The sequence below is a fragment of the Methanobrevibacter sp. UBA212 genome, assembly GCF_905233225.1.
In the GTDB taxonomy this organism is placed as follows: Archaea; Methanobacteriota; Methanobacteria; order Methanobacteriales; family Methanobacteriaceae; genus Methanocatella.
The window spans coordinates 1-2,685 of the sequence record NZ_CAJODJ010000077.1 but is presented as its reverse complement, the minus strand read 5'-3'; the positions used below and the strand labels follow the sequence as shown (position 1 = coordinate 2,685).

The window sequence follows — 2,685 nt, the reverse complement described above, 5'->3', positions numbered from 1 at the left end:
AACGATTGTAAACCATTTTTGTGAAAAGACTTTTAAAAAAGTCTTTTCAAGTCTTCACAGCCATGGCGGTTTTTTCACTTCCGAATCAAAGTTCATAATACTTAAATCCTCTACAAACTTATCTTCCATCATAATGTCTACAACCCATTCTCCAACCTCACGGCAGATGATTTGATGTATTGAATCATCAATGCGCTTTAAATCATCATTGATGTATGCAACTTCACTTTTGGTCAGGTTATATACATTGGATTTTCCTGAATAATCAGTTATCTGAAGAAATCCATTATTTGCCAATTCATATATGTATTTCTTCACTGAGTCCTTGCTCAATCCAAGATTCTGGAGTGTGAAGTATTGGTTGGTTGTAATTCCCAGACTCAATTCTTCCGGGTCAATTTCCATTATCCAGTCATCGATATTGTTTCCAAGACCTCAACAGCCTTGGGCGAGAGGTTTGCAGATATGCTTTCCTTATATGGCTGCAATATGCTCATGAATTGCTGCACATCTGAGAGATTGGTAAGGATTACCGTTTCACCGTCAATGTCATGGATTTCATGGTTATAGTAGTTCAGGGCTGTTATCGTTTTCAGTATGCCGTTAAACTTGTCAAAATCCCTTTTGTAGAAAGATGAATCTTTCAGGAAGTTGATGACAAAGTGAATATACGGATTTATTATTACGATGTCTTTAAAGACTTCCTTAAGGTGCAGCAGCATATATGGCACCAGCTCAACATCCTTTTCATATTTCTTTAGAATCTTGTAGCTTTTTCCATGTGTGAATTCAAGTGCGGATTTTCTGAGATTGAATATTTTTTTGTTGTCCATTCTTGGTGTGATGAAGATGCTTCTACTCATTTCCTGCTCATCGAAATTGTGGTTGGGCACAGTTGTGTAGGTCAGGCATGGTCTTCCCTTTAACTTCAATTCTCTGACTTCCCATCCTCCTTCACCGTCAGGAATGCTCAACGGTTTGTTTAGAAATCCGTCTGACTGCAGTTCCTTCATGAGGTTTTTGGACTCCTCCATGAATTCATGGTCATTGCTTCCACCCATATCGCCGTAATTGACAATCTTGCCGTCATAGAAATATTCGTCTGTTTTGGCACGGTTGAATAAAGCCGCTTCGGTGATTTTCTTTTCATTGACAATGTATTGTTTTGGAATCAGCATCAGTGCGGTTTCCTGGATATGGGACTTGCCACTGCTTGCCTCACCAAGACATATTACTGAAACCGGATTTCCCAGAACAACTTGTCCTGCATATACAGTAAACGCATACATTATGTTGTTGCGCTCGCCTGCAGTAAACCATTCAACAATGCTCCCGATATAAATCAAAGGATAGTCCAATGACTGTAGTTTGGTGATAGCTTCCTTTGATTTGGCGATATTCTGTTCTTGCTCGGCATGTTTCTTTTCAGCTATTTCCTGTTCAATGACTGATACTTCATTTTCATAGTGAAGCTGCAGGAGCTGTTTGAGTTCTGTGAACTTATTGTTGAATATGGGGGGTTCCATATCACCTTTTGGATTTATGAGCTGTTTGAATTGTCTTGCGACATTACTTCTGGAAGACAATGTAGCCGGTGATCTGTTTTCATATTCTCCAATCTTATTGCCATACTTGTTTTTGAATACGTAGGTAACCTTATCAATGTTTTTCCTGTTGATAATGAGTGCTATTGTATCTTTTGTGGGTAATTCAGCTGCTTTACTCATTTTAAATTCTCACAAATTTCTTCAATTCTATCTAAAATTTCCCACATTCTATCCCATAGTTTCTTTGGGATTGCAACATACATTTTTCCATTTATTTCCTTTTTTCTCATGGTTTTTCTCTCCTGTTTTTCCCTTCATGGGAGGATTATAAATTCGACAGTCTAAGCTCGTGGGGTCAGGAAATTTTTAAAAAATAAATAGCATCGGCAAAATCAATTTTCTGTCTTTTAGCCAATATTTAGAATAAAATAAGTTCGCTTTTTTGGATTTGACAATCTTTATATATCCCTTAAAATAAACTAGATATTGGGTTCAGTTTTGGAAAATATTAATTTTTAACATAGTTTCGCGACATGTCTAATTATTTTTATTTTTCGCACTGCCCATGGGATTATTCTAAAAATATCTTAATAGCTCGTCATTCAATTAAGTATTTTTTTTATAATCCTTTTTTCATGATCTGATTTTTAGTATTTCTTTTTTAGTATTTTACCTCTCTAAATTGATTTTCAGGCCTCACCAAAAAAAGTTGTCTCACCGTGAAAAGTTGATTTCACTTCGTAAAATTTACTTCAATGGTGGAGGCTAGTTGATAGTTTGTCAATTTGGATATATAAACATTTCTATTAGTATTTATTGTTAAACTGTTCATTTTATTGAGAAAAAATTGTGTCTATAAGCCTTGTATTTTTCGAAATTTTGTTAAACATTAAAACATAATTTGTCTATAAAAAAAGTCAAATGTATAAATCGCAAATGTCTTGGTAAGCATTAAATTAATGTTTCAGGGCTAATAGAGCTTTATTATCCGTTTTATTATATTGTTTATATAAATGAAATAATAATGTCAGCAAAGGCCTTCCAAAAATTTTATCACTTGTAAAAAATAAAGTTTGTATTAGAGTTTTAGTGGTCCGAATCGATAAGTATCGGAACTTTTTTATAAGTTTTATACGAA

At 34.6% G+C, this 2,685-nt stretch carries 2 protein-coding genes; both read right to left on the bottom strand.

Going from position 1 to position 2,685, the window contains the following annotated elements:
* Window positions 1–54 precede the first annotated feature (54 nt).
* Window positions 55–405: a hypothetical protein gene (locus tag QZ138_RS11345; protein WP_292889123.1), complete on the bottom strand. Its 351-nt coding sequence runs from the start codon at window positions 403–405 to the stop codon at window positions 55–57.
* Window positions 405–1,727 (bottom strand): hypothetical protein, encoded by a 1,323-nt coding sequence (locus QZ138_RS11340; protein WP_292889122.1) that lies wholly within the window; start codon window positions 1,725–1,727, stop codon window positions 405–407. The genes QZ138_RS11345 and QZ138_RS11340 overlap by 1 nt, the downstream gene beginning before the upstream one ends.
* Window positions 1,728–2,685 lie beyond the last annotated feature (958 nt).

Excerpts from the sequence above, each read along its gene's own strand:
- QZ138_RS11345 (WP_292889123.1), bottom strand. The coding sequence starts at position 405 with ATGGAAATTGACCCGGAAGAATTGAGTCTGGGAATTACAACCAACCAA.
- QZ138_RS11340 (WP_292889122.1), bottom strand. The coding sequence starts at position 1,727 with ATGAGTAAAGCAGCTGAATTACCCACAAAAGATACAATAGCACTCATT.